The 17,400-nt window shown below is 47.3% G+C and carries 10 protein-coding genes; 5 read left to right on the top strand and 5 right to left on the bottom strand.

The window, feature by feature from the left end:
• Positions 1-47: 47 nt before the first annotated feature.
• Together NDI45_RS26175 and NDI45_RS26170 are read right to left on the bottom strand one after the other, a co-directional pair.
• Positions 48-674: a Uma2 family endonuclease gene (locus NDI45_RS26175; protein ID WP_348249456.1), complete on the bottom strand. Its 627-nt coding sequence runs from the start codon at positions 672-674 to the stop codon at positions 48-50.
• Between the two features lie 122 nt (positions 675-796).
• Positions 797-2,542, bottom strand: coding sequence for a hypothetical protein (locus tag NDI45_RS26170; protein ID WP_348249455.1), 1,746 nt, complete (start codon positions 2,540-2,542; stop codon positions 797-799).
• A 983-nt stretch (positions 2,543-3,525) separates the two neighbouring features.
• Here NDI45_RS26170 and NDI45_RS26165 point away from each other — a divergent pair.
• The 4 genes from NDI45_RS26165 (at position 3,526) to NDI45_RS26150 (ending at position 10,342) form a co-directional block, all read left to right on the top strand.
• Positions 3,526-5,466, top strand: a complete 1,941-nt coding sequence (locus NDI45_RS26165) for a helix-turn-helix transcriptional regulator (protein ID WP_348249454.1) — start codon at positions 3,526-3,528, stop codon at positions 5,464-5,466.
• A gap of 333 nt (positions 5,467-5,799) precedes the next feature.
• The gene (locus tag NDI45_RS26160; RefSeq protein ID WP_348249453.1) at positions 5,800-6,069 is read left to right on the top strand and encodes a hypothetical protein; all 270 of its coding nucleotides are present in this window, start codon (positions 5,800-5,802) and stop codon (positions 6,067-6,069) included.
• 590 nt (positions 6,070-6,659) lie between these two features.
• Positions 6,660-7,259 (top strand): hypothetical protein, encoded by a 600-nt coding sequence (locus tag NDI45_RS26155; protein WP_348249452.1) that lies wholly within the window; start codon positions 6,660-6,662, stop codon positions 7,257-7,259.
• Positions 7,256-10,342 (top strand): plasmid replication protein, CyRepA1 family, encoded by a 3,087-nt coding sequence (locus NDI45_RS26150; protein ID WP_348249451.1) that lies wholly within the window; start codon positions 7,256-7,258, stop codon positions 10,340-10,342. The genes NDI45_RS26155 and NDI45_RS26150 overlap by 4 nt, the downstream gene beginning before the upstream one ends.
• A gap of 27 nt (positions 10,343-10,369) precedes the next feature.
• On the opposite strand, the gene NDI45_RS26145 is transcribed toward NDI45_RS26150, so the two are convergent.
• Positions 10,370-13,333 (bottom strand): PAS domain S-box protein, encoded by a 2,964-nt coding sequence (locus tag NDI45_RS26145; RefSeq protein WP_348249450.1) that lies wholly within the window; start codon positions 13,331-13,333, stop codon positions 10,370-10,372.
• Positions 13,334-13,618: 285 nt separating this feature from the next.
• Between NDI45_RS26145 and NDI45_RS26140 the strand changes: the two genes are divergently transcribed.
• On the top strand, positions 13,619-14,893 hold the full coding sequence (locus tag NDI45_RS26140; protein ID WP_348249449.1) for a hypothetical protein: 1,275 nt from the start codon (positions 13,619-13,621) through the stop codon (positions 14,891-14,893).
• Here NDI45_RS26140 and NDI45_RS26135 read toward each other — a convergent pair.
• Positions 14,890-15,711: a PAS domain S-box protein gene (locus NDI45_RS26135; RefSeq protein WP_348249448.1), complete on the bottom strand. Its 822-nt coding sequence runs from the start codon at positions 15,709-15,711 to the stop codon at positions 14,890-14,892. The genes NDI45_RS26140 and NDI45_RS26135 overlap by 4 nt on opposite strands.
• 339 nt (positions 15,712-16,050) lie before the next feature.
• Positions 16,051-17,235 carry a hypothetical protein gene (locus NDI45_RS26130; protein WP_348249447.1) on the bottom strand — a complete coding sequence of 395 codons (1,185 nt, stop codon included), beginning with the start codon at positions 17,233-17,235 and terminating at the stop codon, positions 16,051-16,053.
• Positions 17,236-17,400 lie beyond the last annotated feature (165 nt).

The following is a 17,400-nucleotide window of genomic DNA, read 5'->3' as shown; positions in this document are numbered from 1 at the left end:
ACGTTACACCTGGAGTAGATACAAGTGGAAGAGTTTCGCTCATCTGGCTACAAACTCGTTTTCCCAAGCTGAAGAATTTGCTGGGTGGTGAGTTGTAAATCCTCAAAAGTCTGACAAGGAATGACTTCATCCCCAATAAACTCCTGCTTGTCGTATCCGTACCGTCCCACGGTACGAAGGGTGTGGACGATCGTTTTGACACCTCTTCCGCGCTCGCAGTATTTCTCCGGAATTTGCCCTGCATAATCTACAATCCAATATTCCGGCACTTGCAAATGCAGATAAGCGAAAATCTTGTCTCTCAAGTCATCTTTCCAGTTACTTGAGGCAATCTCGATCACCATGTGAGGCATGGTCTTAATTCCTTTTTCCTGCTGCTCCACTTCGCTCTGAGGCAGATTGACGATCGCGAGATCCGGTCTTCTGCCATCGGCAAGATATCGTCCTGGAACTCGAATTGCCGTGTTTCTAACCGTTTCCCACAATCGCCCCAGCTTCTCAATCTCGTCACTGAACACGCGGTCAAGGTAACGAGTAATGCTTTGATGCTGGCGCGAAGGTTCGGGCATGGCAAGGGGACAACCATCAATCAATTCGTACAGGGTCTCCGTTCCATCGTTGTAGTCGAGGAACTGATCAAAAGTGAGGGGTGGAATCTGAACTGCTGCGGTCATGCCGTCTCCTTTTGTTTTACCCCGGATTACTGGGATGCCCGATCTTTGATCCTGAATTTTCAGCCCATTCCCCCACATTGTAACGAGAGAATTGCAGCCAAGGAACACAGCAATTTCGCACACTATTGGGAACCAGGCATCTGAATGAGCGGCAGTTGCAGTTGCTCCATGTTCAGCACTCCCGGATTGATCTCCGCCCACGCCCTCGCTTCCGCTACCAAAATCGGATCACCAGAGGCAAGATATCGTTGCATCTGGTCAATCTGCTGCTTTTGCTGAGCTTCAGAGCGGATACGCTGTCGCTGCAATTGAGCCGATCGCCTTGCCTGGTGATACGCCTCCTGCTGCGCCTGCACCTGAAATAGGACCTGCTGAACATACTCTGCTCCGACTGGACTTGAAGGCGCAGGGGAATTACCACCAACCGATCGCTCTTGAGAACCGGAACGATCGCTAGAAGGCTTATCCTGCCTATTATCACCGCCAGCATTGGATAATAAGCTTGGGGAACTGAGCCAGTTAGATGCGTTCTCAGCGCAATCTAACTGGTGGTTCTTACTGAAGGAAGGGGGGTACGGGGGGTTTTCCACAGGTAGATGGGAAGTATCTTCCTCCTGAGCAGATTCCAGCCCAAAATAATTGGGATGCCAGAGATCGCGGTGGCGGTAGAGTGACCCTCCCCCAATGCCATATTCAAGGAGTGCCTGAAAACGTGCTGTGGGTCGAGCAGGTAAACTCCCCTTCTCCAGCAAATCCGCGATTGCTCGTTTGATTCGATCTCTGGTTGCTGCGGATTGCCGTTCATTCCAGGAAGGCAACTCTTCAATTGCAGTCACCAGTTCTGGATCTTGAGGTTCTAGTTTGGGCTTGGGAATTTGAGAACCAAAATGAAAGTAGTGACTATTTTCGATACAGCCTGCCCATTCCTCTGCTCGATGTTCAATTTCATGCTGATGCCGACACCATTCTTCGTATCCAGGCAGCGATCGTGCCACTGCTACAATTTCGTCAATCAGTGCTTGCCCTTCCAACGGCTTCCCACCGGATAGAACATGATGAAAGATGTAGGAACGCATAGTAATACGCCCCAATAGTCGATTTGTTTGTCCTACCCCAGTCCAGCCCTGTTCAATCTCAGTATTCAGGTCATTAATAAACTTCTCTGCTTTCCCAGAAATTCCATATTGCCGCCGCCTTGCCTGCTTCAGCACTCGCTTAAGTGTGCTGCTATCCAAATCATTTCGCTGCTGGACAAACTGCCATTGCTGAACAAAAATTTGTGAATTGCTCCAAACAGGTTGCCACTCGGCATTCAAAAGATAAGATCCACTCTGTAGCGGAAGACGGTGAGCATTAAAGAGGCTGTAGCTCCCATCAATTGTAAAAGGACGAGGATTTGGAAAAATTTCAAGCTGTCCAGGCTGAAGCTTGAACCCGGCATTTTCTAAAAGGCAAGCTAGAACAATCGCGACCTGCCAGGAACTCTGAGATTGCTGGAAGGGAAAGTAAAGGTGAAGCCCTCCGCTGTAACTGGAGGTGCAGGCTAGATAGCTAACTAGTCCAAGCGGTTCTAAGGCAGCAACAATCCGAGAAACGGCAAGCGGGTCTTGGCTGGGATGATAAAGACTGGTCACATCAATATCAACCAGAGCATACTGAGTCTCTGCACCAAATCGCACGCCGTACAAATATGCCCCTTGGCGAATCAGGCGATCGCTCAAGGGATGTCGGCTCTCGGTCTTCCACTGAGGCTTGATACCTGGGTTAAAATGTTCTGCCCAGATGTAGTCAAAGCGATGAGGAAATAAAGATAGAAAACTATCTTCCTCACAAACTGCTCTGAAAGCGGTCGTATCGTTCGGCTGCATATAGGCACACAAATTGCACAATGCAATAGAAGACGTATACCATGCAGCAAAGAATAAGCTAGATATGTCAACAGCATTAAGTTACTTAGGATCATTAGAAAGTCAACATCTAAGTCAAAACGATGCAAGGACAGCAATTGAAAAAAGAAAGGTCTTGTGATCCTAGATACTTGGTTAGCTAATTCTAGAATATAGAGTTAGGGATTCTAGAAATGATGTCAACACGCAAAAGATTTTTCCTGGTAGAGGCTATTGAACCCTTGCAGGTAAAGTCTTCCATCTTATCGTCCTAAGTTTCTAGAAACTTTGTCAACACTGGCAACAGCTTGAAACCTTTCAACTACTCAAACAGGTCAAAGAATTCTAGAAGCATAGTCAACAAAATAAACTTAGTCAGGTGATTCTAGAGTTTCTGTCAACGTTGGCAACATCGAAGGAAGCCAATGCAAGGGAAAATACACTTCAGCTCAAGTCCGCTAATTCTAGAGTTCTTGTCAACACTGTCAACACAAAAGTCATTGGCGCAGTTGAGTAAAGCACAGATCTTGCGGCTGTAAATACAGCTAAACGTCGATTACGCCTGCATTTGATGTAAATAGCAATTGAAGAAAACTTGCCTTTAGTCAAGGGATTCTAGAACTTTTGTCAACACTGTCAACACAAGAAATATGTAACGTTTCGTTGACAAAAGCATCGTGAAAAGGAGAAAGCACACTTGAATTATGTCGAATACAGTTTATTCGTCCTAAGATTCTAGAAACTTAGTCAAGAGATTCTAGAGTTTTTGTCAACGCTGCTGTTAAGCTAAATCACGCTGAAACCTTTACTTGGAAACATATCTAGAGGTTGAACAGGTTTTAAATGAGTTGACAAACTTGCATATTGTTGACAAAGCAAAGACTAAATATTACCCGTCAAGTGCAAGTGGGTGAAGCACAAGTATACTAATGGAGACATTAAAGTAGTGATTCGCTAACTCTGCTATGCCAGGCAGTACCACAACACGCAAAAAGAAATCTAAGGAAGTTGCCTTTCCCATTGACAAGGCAGACCTTATTCCGCTTTATCAGAAGAATAGCCGTGTGGATGAGTATGCTGCAAAGTTGCGGTTGGGCAAATCATTCCTGAACTTAGTACTAGTCAATGTAGCCACTGGTATCAATCAGCATCGGCTCCGACAAATCCGCTCCACGATGAGCAGTGATGCCGATGTCGTTAATCTGTATGCTGAGACAGAAAGAATTGGCGCATTGCAAAAGCAAGCAATTACCCGCTTAGGAAAATTATTTAAGGGGGTTACTCGAAAACAAGAGTTCTGGCAGGAAACGGCAACCTGGATTTTAGATCGGCTGGAACGCTGGAAGCGAGAAGAGCGAATCCCTGCAGATTGTTCGATCCCCGGCTTGTTGTCTCTAGATGAAGACCCAACCCTTCCTGAAGAAGATGCTTGGCATGAATCAGTTGTTATCAGTGCTTGTGCTTTTCATACGGCTAGTGAATGGCTGCGGAATCTGGATCTTTCAGCCTTTTCAGTTGAAGATGTTGAAAAACTCTTAGGAATTCGAGCAACACATTCTTTTGTCGCTGAGCCTGCTCTATTTCAAGGACGAGAGATTGAGCGCGTTGCGACGGGTTATCCAATTCTGACTGGAGCGCAGGCACTCATTAACTGTCAATGGGAAGACGGGGAGTATCCATACTGGCGTAAGCTCGTTGGGGAAGGATTTATCCAGCATAATATTGTTCGCCAAAGTCCATCAAATCAGCAAATTGAGCTAGTACCTGGCAAAGCAGCATGGGAAATTATCCAGCAATTTGGTCCAGAAGCAGCTTATGTGCTGCTAATTTTCTCAGCTTATGCAACGGATTCTGACCAACCCTGGGAGCAGCAAATTCGCCTGCGGGGAACCGACCTGATTCGTTTATTTGGTTGGGATAAGCGCACAGATATTACACTAGGGCAGAAACTTAAAAAAATTGGGCATCTAGCACAGCTCGTTTGCAGTCTGTCTGTTCTCATTAGCAACATCAATGTCGGTGCTAGCCGTTATAACGTTGCGCGAGGACCAATGTGGTTGTTAGAAGAACTAGAGTATGCAGGACAACTTGCCCTGACAGTCGATGTGAATGAGCCTGGCTCGTTAAACTATGAAGCAGGAGATCCCGATGAACTGTATATAAAAGTTCGTCCTGGGAGCTGGACAGAGAAATTTTTGAATGCTAGGGACTTAAATGGTGGCAAAGAAGCCCTCTGCCAGTACGGCTACTTAGCAAAGAGTACATTACAAATTAACCCATATCGACAGCGACTAGCCTCAAAGCTAGCGATCTTCCTCACGATCATGAGTCGGATTCGGCGTGATGGGCGTTATGAGGTAGGCACACTTTTAGAACGCTTAGAGCCTAAAGAATTACTTGAGGCAATTCAGACTAGTAAACAGCGACGGAATGCTCTCATTACTCAGTGGGATAACGCGCTGTTGACGCTACATGAACTAGGCTGGCAAATTGAATTTGATGATTCTACTTATCCAGACACAATCAGACCAGAATGGAGTTTGACTAGTGAAAGCACTCAATTAAGAACTCGCCCCCGTAACTGGTTAAAGCTTTGGCTCAAAGCAATTGTTGTTATTAAACCAACAGTTCTAATTCAGGAGAAGCTGGGAGCGGTTCGATCGCCTAACGTAAAGCAAAATCCCGAACCTTTATCTTTGCCGGCGGAGCACCTAGAACGAACGAAAGCAATTACGGGAGAAACATTACTTGCTGCTATCAATGCAAAAGGATGGTCAAAGGCACAGCTTGCTAAAAATTTAGGAGTCGATCGCTCGTTGATTACGAGATGGGTAAATGGAGAACGGGCAATTCAGCCAAAGCATCAACAGCAAATTCAAGCTCTTCTAAATCTAGAAAAGCCCTGACAATTGAGGCTCACTCGTGCTCACAGTTTTTCTGCGGTAAATTTTAATCTACCGAATCTGCTTCATCCCTTTTTTATTAGACTAGGTTTCTCGCCAAGTATAATTAATTTTTACATCCATCACTACAGAGATGATCTTCTCTAGGAAAGGTGGTATCTTTTAAGTGCAGGTCAAAAATACGTTCCTATGCAAATCAAGATTAGGGAGGTAGCTGAGATCTGGGAAATTGAGACGTTGAGGGAATTCCTTCAACACCTTGATAGTTCACTCGAATACCGCTGCTCTGGAAACACAGCCTGGTATGCCCGGAACTTCTGGGAATACCAAGGCAGTATGGAAATCACTGCATTCTTCTCGCTTGATATATGCCGAGTGTTTCATCTGAAACGCTTCAGCGATATCATCGACTTTGGACAGGCACGGTGGTCGTTTCCGGAAATTCTGGAGAATCAACCACACCTGACTGATTACAGTCAGCTTGATGAATGCGTTAAACACGCGGGCACAACCAGAACAGCATTGCAAAGGAATCAAATTGTCAGCCGCCAACTGCTAAAGTCGCTGGAGCAAGACGCGATTATATCCGAGCAGCCCTTTTTCTAAGCTCACTTGATAAAATCGCTCAAACCCTTGAACTTGAAACAATCGACCAATTGTTTCAAGTAGAAGTAGTTGACAAACCAGTGCTGAAGAAGCAACCGCGAAAAGCACCTATCTACAAAATCACAGGGGAAGCCTATGAAAGATCAACGCTCTCTGGTTGAAAAAACTGAGAGTGGCTTCGCTATAGCATTGCCTTTGATAAGATTCCGGGAGAGCTATCTAAATGTGGTAGGACACAGTTAGAAGCTTTGACCCGGACGTTACCTAAATCACAACCTTTTACCTTGGCGGGGAGACAGGTTGTGGGAAAGGACTGATATGGTGTGCCCTTCTACTTCGCATCATATCAGATCCCAAATTGTCATGCAAAGTTTCGGGATCAGGGAATGAAAAGTTTGTTACTTTTATCATTGCTCTGAGCCTTGCCGGAACGTGCTAGAACTCTGGCGAGGCTCATGTTTCATGCAGTTCTAATTGATTAAGAATGAGCGACCAACTGTCTATTCGATCGCTGCATTCGATTCATCTTGCCTTCCAGTTTCTAGGCGATGCGTCCGGCTCCAACCACTACATTGGAGTCTTGATATCTCGTGCTTCAGCAATCTTTATTTACTTCCTCAGCGAGTCAGGCCGCTGAAACTGTCGCTGCTTTACCGATCGATTATGAAGCGATCGGCTTCAATACCCAAGCTTCACAGGCACAATCTTCTAACAAGCGTTCTCCGCGAAAACCTTGCCAAGATCCGAAGTCGGCGGTTCCAGATTCGGATGCTCAAGCCGGAAAATCATCCAGAACAATTGCCGAAATCAGTGCTGATGCCAAAACTCCCGTTCTGGATCGCTTTGCTCCAGATGAGGTTGTCCCACTAACTAATTTGCTGACAACTTATAAAGCAGTTGATCGTAGATTGGCAGCTTTGCTGAGACAAATCACAACCACTGCTGAGGTTGCCTGTGCTTTTACTTCAGAACCTCATGCTTGTTACGGCGAAGCAGTTCGGCTGATTGACGAAGCAGCTCTGTTAATGAAAGTCGCGCAAAATCTTCGATCGCTCGATCCCCCTACTGCACTGTATCAGTTCGCGCAGCTCCCCTCGTTTTTTCAGGGGAAAATTTGGGCGCAGTTCACACCCCAGGAGCAACAACAATTTGCTCAGGTTAGCAAGCGCCTTGCAGGAGGGAACGTATGATCGTGCCTCCTTCCAGAGCAGCTTCTAATTCACTTTCGTTAGATCAGTTTCAGCAGCAGATTCAGCAGGAATTTTGCCAGGGGAGTGCGATTGATTCGGTTTTATTTGCTGCAACCGTCCAAGTGCGACCGGATCTGGAATTTGACGCGACAGGCGATCCCATTACGCCTATCCACGACGCACTAGACTGGCGATACATGCGCTTTGGTTTTCAAGTAAAGCAAACCCTCTACGGTGTGCTGCTCCTGAATGAAGACGGTTCCCTCTGGCAAGCCAAACTGAGTCAGCCCCGCAAAGACGAGCGCGGCAAGGATGTGAAGTACGAAACGCGCAAGGGCAATGGCTCTAGAGCATTTCTGCCGCATATTCCAGCCTCTATCCGCCGCAAGATTGCGGATCGCTATGGCGTAGATGTTCCCCTGACCGGATCGTTTTGGCAATGGCTGGAGGCGCATCCCGACATCGAAATTATCTTCACCGAGGGCGGTAAGAAAGCTTTATCCCTTCTAAGTCTGGGATATGTGGCGATCGCCCTGTATGGCGTGAACGGCGGCTACTGCAAAAATGCGATCAGCGAGCGATCCTTGATTGAAGATGTGGCGCGATTTGCGACACCCGGACGACCGATCGTGCTGGCGTTTGACCAGGACGCAGAAGCCAAAACCCGATTGCGGGTGAATGTTGCACTCTCCCGCTTTGGGGGACTGCTGCGTCAGGCTGGCTGTGCAGTAACGATCGCCACCTGGGACGGACAGCAGGGCAAAGGGATAGACGATCTGATTGTCACCTCCGGCGCAGGTGCGTGGGAAGTGGCTCTAGATCAGGCTTTGCCGCTCGAACATTGGCGAACTTGGCAAAAGCTGGAATACCGGCTCACTTGGAAAGTCAATCTCAGAATCAACACTGCCGACCTTTCGACCCTGACACTCGACCGGATTCCCCAGGACGGTATCATCGCAGTCTCCAGCGGTAAGGGAACTGGAAAGACCAAGTGGACGGCGCAACAGGTACTCAATTTGAATGCCGTTCTCTCTGCCGGACACCGCATTGCCCTTCAGCGCAACCTGTCTAAGCGATTAGGACTGGACTACATTGGGGACTGCGACAAAGCCAAGGGGCAGTTTATCAACGGCTCAGCCTATACCCTCCGCATTGGGTTCTGCGTCGATTCGCTTTTAGCAATTGACCCAGAGCAGTTCCGGGGCTGCGATCTGGTGCTGGATGAAGTCGTCCAGGTGGTACGCCACCTCCTGACCAGTTCCACCTGTGCCAAAGACGGGAAGCGTCCAGCACTCTTGGCACGGTTTCGATCGCTGATTCAAATGGCGCGACGGGTGATTGTGGCAGACGCAGACCTGGACAATGCCACGCTGCACTACATTCGGGAACTGCGGGGCGAAGATGCAACTGTGTTTCTCATCCGCAACGACTATCAGGGGGAGGGGTATCCCTGCACGTTTATCGAATCTTCAGACCGGAGTGCGGTGGTAGGACAACTATTGGATGAGATTGACAGTCTGCCTCCGGGTCGTGCCCTGTTTGTCTGCCTAGACTCTAAAGCACTTGCCCGGACGATCGAGCGACTGATTGGGCAAACGGTTCCCGGCATCACAGTCTGGAATATCAACAGCGACTCGTCGGGCGGTGAGTTTGAGCGATCCGTTATCAGCAGTCCTGACCCACATCTGATCGAAGCTGCCCAGAGGGACAATCGACTTGTCATCCTCGCTACCCCCAGTATGGGCACAGGCGTTTCGATCGAATGTCAGGGCATCGTTCAGCGGGTCTACGGCATTTTCACGGGAGTCAGCATCAACGATGCCGATATGTCCCAGGCACTCTCGCGAGTCCGAGAGCCTGTAGAGCGCATTGTCTGGTGTGCGCAGACCGGGAGCAGCTTTAACAAAGTCAGCCGCTCGACCAACGCGATGGAGTTAAAGAGGCACTTGCAGGAGCAGACGGTCGCGACTGTATCGCTGATTCGTTCTAGCCTACGCGAGGACATCGCCGGAGAACTGGATCATTACGACTGGCAATCTGACCCTCATGTAAACCTCTACAGCAAAATTGCTGCCGAACAAAACTGGTCGATGTTGCATCTGGCTGATGCCCTCCAGGTTCGGCTCCGGTATGAGGGGAATCGCGTCACAGTTGTCCGATGGGAACGCGATGAATCCATGTGCTCGATGCTGGCAGAAACCCGATCGGAACTGAAGGAAATGGATGCTGAGGCGATCGTCGCTGCCCGTGTCCTCACCCTATCCGAGAAGCTAGACCTGGAGAGCAAGGACAGCGTAACTCCAGAAGACAAGCTGGCGATTGAGCGGTTCAATCTCTGTGACTTCTACGTGATCGATCCCCAAACTTTGACCACAGACTTTGTGCTGCTGGACAAGCAGGGTCGATTGCGCGGGGAGATTGCCAATTTAGAGGCGCAGTTTTCGCTGGAGGCAGCGACCGATCGCACCGTCAAGGCACTGGAGAAACAGGCAGCCTGGAACCAGGGACTTTGCCCATGGGACATTGCTAACAGCGCAGTGCGGCAAGCCATTCGCAAAAAACTGGGGCTGGACGATTTTCTGAACCCGAACAAGGAATGGACAAAATATGACCTTCTACCCTACGCAGAAAGGGCTTTGCAGTTTGCTCCGGCTGTTAAAGCACACCTGCATTTCACGGTCTCAAACCAGATGAGCGAGGTGCAAATTATTCACCAGTTTCTCTCACAACTGGGAATCAAGGTTGAGTTTTGCTGGTCTAGATCAGTGGAGGGATATGAAGGCGAAAAGCTGCGCGTTTATCGTCTGAACAGCTCTCACTGGCATCTCCTGAAAAGCATTTTAGATCGCCGTGAACACCGCCGAAAAGCCGTTCAATCTAGCGGATCACCCCCTGCTGTAGATTCTCAAAAACAGATGGGGGATCCAGAAGCAGAAATGGCTGAACCCTTTTTACAGCCCCTAATAGACGGATCAATTCCCCAAGAATCGATCGCAGACCTGCAAAAAATGTGGGCTGGTGCTACAACCGAAGAGGAACAAGAGGTAGTCCGAGCAATCATCGAGGCAATAAGCATCGGGTAGTCCTCGGATTTATTGCGATTTATCTTCCTATAGGGTTGATGTTTTAATTTCCCGATAAGAAACAACCCGCCCCACGATTCGACCGTCAATGACCTGTGGACGAGAAATCCGCAGGTAAGTTTTGCCGTTGAGCAGTTGCCATTCCCGAATGTCTTCAATCTGAGAACAGCGATACTCCTCTTGAATTTGAGCCACAAACTGCTCCGGCTCAACAACCTTTTGTTTCATCGCGTTGACCAGTTTCCAGTCATCCTGCATCTCTAATGTTTCTTCTGAAATTTCCCACAGTTTCATAAACTGCTGATTGTAGTGAATTAAATGCCACTGTAAATCCAGCAGTAGAATTCCATCTGTTGAAAGATCCAGGCTGCTTCTCAGCAGTTGCAGAAAATGATCAGCCGCTTGTTCTGCCCGTTTTCGCTCAGTAATATCTTCAGTTAAGCCGAACGAAAACTGAAGCTGTCCATCAGATTGCCTGACTGCAACAACGGTTAAGCTTGCCCAAAAGACAGATCCATCTGGACGAATGTATCGCTTTTCAATTTGGTAGGTGTCAATCTCACCCGTCAAAACCTTCTCGTATAGTTCTAAATCCCGATTCAGGTCATCTGGATAAGTCAAGTCCCGAAACGTCATACCAGAAAGCTGGCTGAATTCATAGCCCATTACTTTTTGATAAGCTTTATTGATCCGCAAGAAATTTCCTGCACGGTCGATTGCACCAATTCCAGACGGCGAAGCTTCAAAAATGGCGCGAAGCTCGGCTTCCTGGTCGCGCAATCGCTGTTCCTGCTGCTTGCGCTCGGTGATGTCCTCTAGAAAAGCGAATGTTAACGGTTCACCGTGTCGGTCGATTTCGGAAGCAATTCGTAAATTGCCCCAGACAATTGTGCCATCTTTGCGGATATACCGCTTTTCAAGCTGATAATGCGAGATGGTTCCAGATATCAATGCCTGAAACTGCTGAAGATCGATTTCAAGATCTTCGGGATGAGTATAGTGATCAAAACTTACCTGCCGCAGTTCTGCCTGTGAATATCCCAAAAACTCCTGCATTGCGGCATTTGTTTTTACAATCCGTCCGTTTTGATCGGTAATTGAAACGCCAATCGGTGCACTCTCAAACATGAGCCTGAGCTGCGCTTCGCTAGATTCAAGTGCCGCTCGAACGATCGCTTTTTCTGCCTCTGCCCGTTTTCGCTCAGTAATATCCTGAACGAGCGTGACCACGTATTTCAGATGGTCACGTTCTCGGATTGCAGACATTGTTATCGTTACCCACAACAGCTCGCCATTCTTCTTGACATCAAGCTTGTCCATTGAATAGCTTTTAATTCTGCCGTCGAGCAGATCTTGCAGAAGCTTCTGTTTTTGTGCCTGTTCTTCCGGCAATGTCAAATTCATTGCCGCAAGCCCAATCATTTCCAACTCGGAGTAGCCCAGCATCTCGCACTGCTTCTGATTAACCCGAATCAGATTGCCCTCTCGATCCATTAGATTAATGCCGACTGCTGCCTGTTCAAAAACAGCCCGCAGCAGTTCTTCGGACTGCTTCTGCTGGGTCACATCAAACAGCACCCCATCAATCCATTGCAGTCTGCCGGATTCACTCATAACACAGCGAGCGCGGTCCTGCACCCATCGCAGTTCACCTGCCGCATCCCGGATCTGATACTCGATTGTGAAAGGTTCCTGCAACACGACGGCTCTAGCGATCGCCTGTTTAATCATCCGCTGGTCGTCTTCCAGAATCAAACTCTGATAAAGGTTTGGATTTCTCAGAAATTCATGGGCAGAATAACCTGTAATCCGCTCAATTTCGGGACTGATGACCTCGAAAGCATAGTAGTCGTTCGATAAATCAGTCGATGCGCGGTACACGGCTCCGGGAAGGTTGGAAACCAGGGAGCGATACCGTTCCTCTTTCGCTTGAATCTCCTGCTCTAACTGCTTCCTTTCCGTGATATCGACGGCATAAAAAAGAATGCCTGAACTGGCAGATGTTCCGGCAAGCTGCTGTCCATGAATATAGAGATACACTTCCTCCTGGGAACGATATTTCTGAAAACAGCATTCAACCATCATTGCAGGGTGATCAGGCTGGCTCCAGAGCTTCAGAAATCTGAAAAAATTAGCCCGATCTCTGGGGTGTACCAGATCGACAATCTGCATTCCCTTGAGAACTTCCTGCGGATATCCCAGTGTCGTTACAACGGCATTACTTGCCGAGTAAATTTTGCCGCTCAGGTTAGTCTGGAAAAACAAATTCAGTCGATTCGATAGAAAAATATTCCATCGCTGATGATCCAGTATCAGGGCTTCATAGGTTGCTTTCACCTCTGAAATGTCTTCGAGGATTACTGTGTAAAACAAATCCGTCCCTGGCACTTGTTCGGGAGGAATGTTCTGAATATGAATGTTTGTCCAGACGATTCTCTGATTTCCAGGTAAAAAACGCTTTTCAATGTTGTATTCGGAAATTCTGCCTGCGATCAGGTCACTCCAGAGCGATCGATCCACATTTTGATCTTCAGGGTGTACCAGTTGATTGAGTTGAAACCCTGAAGTCGGATGAATTTCCAATAAGTCGATAAACTGCTGATTGCAGCAAATAATCTCTAACTTCTGATTGACTACTGCTGCCGCATAGTTAATGCTGTTGACAATGAGCCGCAACGGACACTTCTGGATTTTCAGCACCATAGCCTCAGTCCCAGCAATGGCATGTAAGGAGCAAAATAGCTGCGGTTCGATAAATTCGCAAAAGTCTTTCTCGATTGTTTCCTGCCAGTAGTGGTACAAGTGCGATCCGGGGTCAGCCATCCCTGAGAAATAGCTTTCAGACGTACCTGTTTCTCGAAGTGTGCTTAAAAACTGTTTGCTTTTATACAGACAAGACCCCTGGCGGTCATACAGGGCGATCGGCTCTAAAAATTGACTAAAAAATTCTGCTTCGCCAGGAAATTCAAGCAAACCAGCAAATCCACTCATCTTTAGCAGCAACCTGTAATTATGCTTAGAGAAACCAGAAGCCAATGTGAAATAATTGACAATGCTCTGGTTTTTTATGATTGAGATTATAAGCTTTGATCCATACTGCAATAGAGGGAGAATAAGGGACTTCTACTTGAACGTCGGCAAAATCTACCGAAAGGCATAACGATGTGAAGAGAAAAATGCCCTCCTCTAGGATAATCTATCATTTTGGTATGGCTGTAAATTATTAAGTAGTGGCTTGCAGCAAGACGTTGGCGGATAGGCTGGGGCGTTAGCTCAATGAATAAAGACCCAAATCAGTTCGGGCTGGAAAAGGAGACTGCGAAACTTGATCGAAAAACTGAGGTAACTGAGAGTGGAAGTGGATCGACTGATGGCGATTTGCTGGATTTGGCTGGCTCACTTCATCCCAGGCAAAAGGTGTCTTTGATTCGGCACTTAATTACGCGCCTGCCTTCGCACGAGCTGGAAGTCTTGCAAAAAATTATTAAAAACGAAGAGAACGAACGTGCCCAGGTTGAGCAGCAGGGCGTGTCGCAGATCAAAACTCCAGTTCATCGGATTAAAGTCAAAAAAGATTACAGTTTTCGCGAGCTTGACTTACCTTACCCTCAGCAATACTTCATTTCGATTAGCGCAAAATATAAAATTCATGGTGATATTTATTTAGGCGTTTTATTCTTTGTTGAGTCGGGATATGCTCTGGATTACGTTCCTAGTAAGTTGGGCACAATTCAATTCAATCCAGAGACTAGCATTTTTCGTCTGGAATCTTCAGAGAGTCATCAGCATAAGATTATCCGGCTCATTATGCTAACTCCTCCACCTCCAGATTATGACGTGATGAAGATAAAACCGGAGATTTACAAGCAAGTTCCTTGCTTTCTGCACGTTGAGATTTTAGATGATAATTTACAGATAGTAGAGCGAGAGCAATATCAGTTTCCAGCCTGTATGTTTCTGCGTGAAGTTTTCGATCGGGATTATTGGGATGTCGTAACACCCATTCATCTCTCAGGCGTTACTTCTCATTCTGATTCCGCATCGGCTGCTTCACAAGACAACTCGCGGAGTTCTGGATTCTCACAAACAGTTCCACCTCGATCGCTCAGGGTCATCTGCCAGCCTAAAATGCAGCCCAATTCTCCGACTTTTATTATTGTTAATCAAGCTAAAATCAGTCTGATGACCAGCTTCTTGAGGCAACTTGCTGTCCTTTCTCAAAAAGCGTTTCCTCATTCTCCCTGGCGATTTAATCTTAGAGACTTAAATTATAGACTGCTGCATTCGAGTAAAAAAATAATTGTCGAAGTCAGAGTAAATGATCGGGAAGTTTTAATTGGAGAGATGCCGCTCAACATTCTTTCAGATTGGTGTCGTGATCTCGGTGTGCAAATTTCGCAAAATGCGAATAGCACTCGATATACGGAAAGAGATAAAGAAATTGCGCGAAATCTAATGATTGAGTTCAGTGCCTCAATCTCAGATCCTTTAACTTTTTTAGAAAAGTTTTTCTATAGCATTAAGAGTGTTCAGTTCAAGCGCAAGCCCTAGAGGGAAAGCATTTGAGAGAGGTTAGTCAGGAGAGCTTTATATTGAGCACGATAAAACTGTAGCTGCCCTGCCAGGATAAACTGTGCGCTTAAATCTTGAGCGTGTAGAATGATGCCTGATTCTGAATTGTCAATCTGTGCTTTCAGCTTCAGCTCCACCCATTCGGCATCCTGCGTTCTAAATCGGCAAATGAGGCTGAAGGAATTACTATGCAGGTTTGAACTGAAAAACTGTTCAAATTCATTTAAGTCTTCAGGGTGAATCAAATCAGTAATGGATCGTTCAATCCACTCATCGGCTTTAATTCCTAGAAGTTGTGCCACTCTGGGCGTAAAATAGAGCAGATTTGCCCTACCGTCGCACTGAAAAAATAGCAGCAAGCTGTGATTGACCAGATCGCGCCACCGCTTCTCATTCCAAAGCAACGCATCATAAATTTTTCGATTCTCTGTAATATCGTTTAGGACGAACGCAAAGATTGGCTCTGCATTCTCAGTGGTCGCAGTTTGGAGAAGCGAAGTTTCGATGTCAAACCAATGCTCCTGACCGCTTTGATCGAATAATCGCTTCTCGACGCGAAATCGACTGATGCTTCCGGCTAACAATTGCTGCCTTAGCTCCGCATCCTGGTAAAGATCGTCAGGATGCACAAAATCGTCAAAGCAGCCTTGACCACCAAACAAAGTCTGGAACTTCTCAGTGCAGCTTACGACACTACTATCCAGGGTCGTGAAAGCAGCAATGAGATGGGCGCGAACGAAGCGAATTAGGAAATAATCGTCCAAGCCAGCAAACTGCTGAGGTTTTGTGTCCCACATCGATTTCGCATTAATTTAAGCTGAAAGACAGCAGTATGCCTGTTGAGCTTGCACAGGCTTTGCCGCTTCTATCGGCTGTTTTCATACACTCTAAACGGCTCAATTAACCTTGCTTATCTGTCTTTTGATAGATACTTCTCTGCTTGGATGCTCTGTTCATGAGCAAGCATTCATTCCAATCCAAAAATGTAAGGTGGGCTACTTTAGTGGACTAGAATTGTTATCTTAGTCAAATTAAACAGGAATGCCAGTGTTTCTTTGAGTTAATTGGACTAGGAGCTTGTCTGTAGTCAAAAAGAAGGGGAAATTTTCCCCTTCTTTGCGCGATCGACTCCTGTGCTACTGCTGAACTGAAAAGTTGCCTGATTTTTGCTGAAAGTCTTTTTGCACTGTATCCAGCGAGAGGGCTGCCTCTGTAGCAACTGCAGTGACTTCTGTTGAAGGCTCCAGAGACAGAGTTGGCAGGGATTCTGTCAATTTTTCGGGAAGTGCAACCTCAACTGCAATTGAAGGTTCTGTAGAGGCGGTAAGCACAACGGCTTCAATTGGTGCAGGTTCAACAGAAGTGGGTTCCATTGTTACAGATTCAACAGGAACAGGCGCAAGGGCATCTGCGATCGGGGAAATGGATGCAGGCTCCATTTCTAGCGTTGGTGCTTCTTCTAATATGGTTGAGTGATTGACCAGTGCAACCTGTTTGGGGGACTTAGAAAGGGCTAGGTTCAGTTCCGCACGGTTAGATACTGCTGCAACCCGCATGGGGACGGGCTGAGGAGTCACAATTGCGGTGGGCTTGTCAGAGCGAGTTGCCTTTGTAATGGTGGAAATGTCAATGGCGGTTGAACCAACCTGAAGCATAACTGGACTAGGCGTTAAGTCTCGTCCAATTACCTCGGTATGGCTGACGGGTGTTGCAATCGCTTTTTCGGGGAAAGCCTCTGCGGTTGCCCCTTCAGGCGAAGCATACGCTTTCATCGTTGCCTCCTGGCTGATTGCCTGTAACTTCGGCGTATTGGCAAAGGTTGTGTCGGTAGCGCGAATAGTTTCAATCGATTGCAGCACTCCCTGCCAGTCTTCCTGGGCTTGCGCCTGTTCGACCTGAGCCATCAAGTCCGCTTGCTGCTGCCACTGAGTTGATAGCCGCTGAACTTCGGGAGCGAGATTGGGGCGGTTAACCAGAGGGCGTACTAGGGCAGTTGCCTTTTGAATTTCTCCTCGCTGGCTGGCATCACGAGCTTGCAGAAGCAGCAGTTTTGCCCACATTTCCTGCTTCTGCAAAACTGTGTTGTAATGCTTGCTGTTGACCGGAATGCCTTCGCTAATTTGCAGGGCAGCCGCGAACTGTCCGCCGTTTGCTTTTGTTTCTGCGGCAACGACTTGTTCCGCATACTGGTCTTCTAGCTCGGCAGGCACAGAAGCGCGATCTGCTGATGCCTGCCGGGTCATGCCCAACCCGCCAAGCACACTTGCCGCAACCGCCGTAAAGACTGTGCCTTGACGAAACCATTTGTTTCGACGTTTCATGCTTCCTCCCATGAATAAATAAAATTGCAGGCGTTCTCAAGCGAAGAACGCACCCCTGTTGCTGAATTTGGAAAAGCTTTTTCTACTGATTAATCCGCGATTCTGTTGTGATTCAAGTGTAGGAAGCATCAACATTCCTGCCCCTCTTTCGTTTGATTGAGCTGA

Source organism: Leptolyngbya sp. GB1-A1 (assembly GCF_039962475.1).
Taxonomy (GTDB): Bacteria; Cyanobacteriota; Cyanobacteriia; order Elainellales; family Elainellaceae; genus Leptolyngbya_A.
The sequence above is the reverse complement of the archived record's forward strand: the minus strand, read 5'-3'. Positions and strand labels throughout refer to the sequence as shown.